We start from the raw sequence: 2,321 nt of genomic DNA, 5'->3' as shown, positions 1-2,321 counted from the left end.
TTCCATCCTGCTGTCACCTCACCGTTACTGGGGCATCCCGGGTTTCGGGGTCTTCTCGCGGATGGAGACCATGACGGCAAGGAACTGCCCGCGGTTGTCCAGGAGCGGCCGGACATTGATCCGTACCTTGCGGCGCTTGGAGGTTGTCGTCACCATCGCGGCGTTGGAATCGTGGACTACCCCGGTCATGTGGTTGGCGCATTCGGCAACCGGGTCCTTGAGCTGCTCGTCGGTCTTGTCATTGATAAACATCATGACCTCGCGCCAGTGCTTCAGGTAGATGTCCTTTGCAGGGATGTCCACGTACCAGAGCGCCGTCGGGTTGAAATAGATGATCCGGCCCCGCTTGTCGGTCAGGATCACTGCGTCGAGCATCTCCTTGATCTTACCGGGTTCTCCTGCGGGATACTGGCTCCCGGACTTTGGCCGCTGGCTATGGTTGTAGATCGCAAGCTCCACGTTGGTTGCGATCTCGATGGGGGTGAACGGCTTGAAGATGACGCCGTACGGCTGGGAGAACTTGGCTTTTCCGATCCGGTCCTCATCGGTACAGCCGGTAACGAACAGGATCGGATACGAGAAGAGCTGGAAGATATAATGCGCTGCATCAAGGCCATCCATACGGCCTGCAAGGCCCACGTCCATGATGATGAGGTCGGGGTCCAGCTCGGCCGATTTGATCACGGCCTCTTCGCCGGTAGTGACGACTCCTGCCACCGAATAACCCTTCTTCTGGAGCATGGTTGCAAGGAGGTGCGTGATGATGGAGTCGTCTTCGACAATGAGGATACGGGAGGAAGAAGGAGGCATGGATCACCGGAGATCAGAATTGTCCCTTAAAGGTTATCGCCGGATATATAAAATATTTGGATTTCTCTGGATCGCACGGATTATGCTTCAAACGAGCCGAGTCGTGACTGGAAGGTGCTGTCCGTGAAATCGACCTGGCAGGTTTTTGCCTTCTCGCCATCGATCGGGAGCGGGTAGCAGCTCGTGAGACACCCGGTGCAGAGGTCGTCTTTGGAGATACCAATCGCCTCGACCAGCGCGTCAAGCGAGATGTGGTGCAGGGTCGTTGCCGTGATGCTCTTCCTGACCTCATCCTCGTCACGGTCGTGGGCGATGAGCTCCTCTCTTGTCGGGAAGTCTACGCCCAGGTAGCAGGGGGCCTTGATGGCAGGAGAGCCGATCCGCACATGGACCTCGCGTGCACCAGCCTCCCGCACAATGGTGATGATCCGCTTCGAGGTCGTGCCCCGGACAATGCTGTCGTCCACAAGCACCACGGACTTGTCTTTTAAGTGCGCCGGGATGGGGTTGAGCTTGATCCGGACCGCCTTCTCCCGCTCTTTCTGCGTGGGCATGATGAACGTGCGGCCCATGTACCGGTTCTTCATTAAGGACTCGACATACGGGATCTTCGACTCTTCCGCGTACCCGATGGCGTATGCTGTCCCGGAATCGGGCAGGGCCCCGACCGAGTCCGCCTTGACGGGGGCCTCTTCGTGGAGTTTATGGCCGACCTTCCTCCTCACATCGTAGACCAGCACGCCATCGATAACGGAATCGGCCCGGGCAAAGTACACGTACTCGAAGATGCAGTGCGCCCGCCGGCCGGCAACCGCCACCTGCGTGCAGCTGATACCGCCCGTCTCGATCCGGATCAGCTCGCCGGGCTTCACGTCGCGCACGAGCTTTGCGGAGAGGGCGTCGACGGCAACGCTCTCAGAAGCCACCATGTACCCGTTCTCGGTCTTCCCGATGCAGAGGGGCTTGATCCCGAGCGGGTCGCGGAACGCAAAGATGATGCCGTCGATCAGGATCACAACCGCGTACGACCCGGTGAGTTTCTTCATACAGAACCGGACCGCATCCTCGACCGAGCCCGAATTGCTGATGGCGTCGATCAGGATCTTTGCAATGATCTCCGTGTCGGTCGTTGTCGTGAACATCTGGCCGGCCTGCTCGTACTCGGCCCGGAGCTCGCAGGTGTTGACCAGGTTCCCGTTGTGGGCAATGGAGATGAAATGTTCCTGGAACTGGAAATTCAACGGCTGGATATTCTCAGGAAGGCGTGCACCGGTGGTCGGATAACGGACATGGCCGATACCGCTTGAACCTTTCAGATCGGATAAAACAGGGGGAGAAAAGACATCGGCAACCAGGCCATTCCCCTTGAATTTATGGAGACTGGTGCCATCAAACGTGGAGATCCCGGCGCTCTCCTGCCCGCGGTGCTGGAGAGCGTACAGGGCATAGTAAAGCTGGATTGAGACACCGCCAGCATCCACGATACCAACCATTCCACCCATGTAACAAAC

2 protein-coding genes are annotated in these 2,321 nt (G+C 58.2%); both read right to left on the bottom strand.

The window, feature by feature from the left end:
* Window positions 1–24 precede the first annotated feature (24 nt).
* Complete coding sequence (locus CW742_RS10840) at window positions 25–810, bottom strand: response regulator (RefSeq protein ID WP_292420287.1); 786 nt, start codon at window positions 808–810, stop codon at window positions 25–27.
* 80 nt (window positions 811–890) lie between these two features.
* Window positions 891–2,312 carry an amidophosphoribosyltransferase gene (gene purF / locus CW742_RS10835; protein WP_292420289.1) on the bottom strand — a complete coding sequence of 474 codons (1,422 nt, stop codon included), beginning with the start codon at window positions 2,310–2,312 and terminating at the stop codon, window positions 891–893.
* Between the last annotated feature and the right edge of the window lie 9 nt (window positions 2,313–2,321).

The sequence above is a fragment of the Methanoregula sp. genome, from assembly GCF_002835825.1.
In the GTDB taxonomy this organism is placed as follows: Archaea; Halobacteriota; Methanomicrobia; order Methanomicrobiales; family Methanospirillaceae; genus Methanoregula.
Note: the sequence above shows the minus strand (reverse complement) of the source record. Positions and strands in the feature narration are given on the sequence as shown.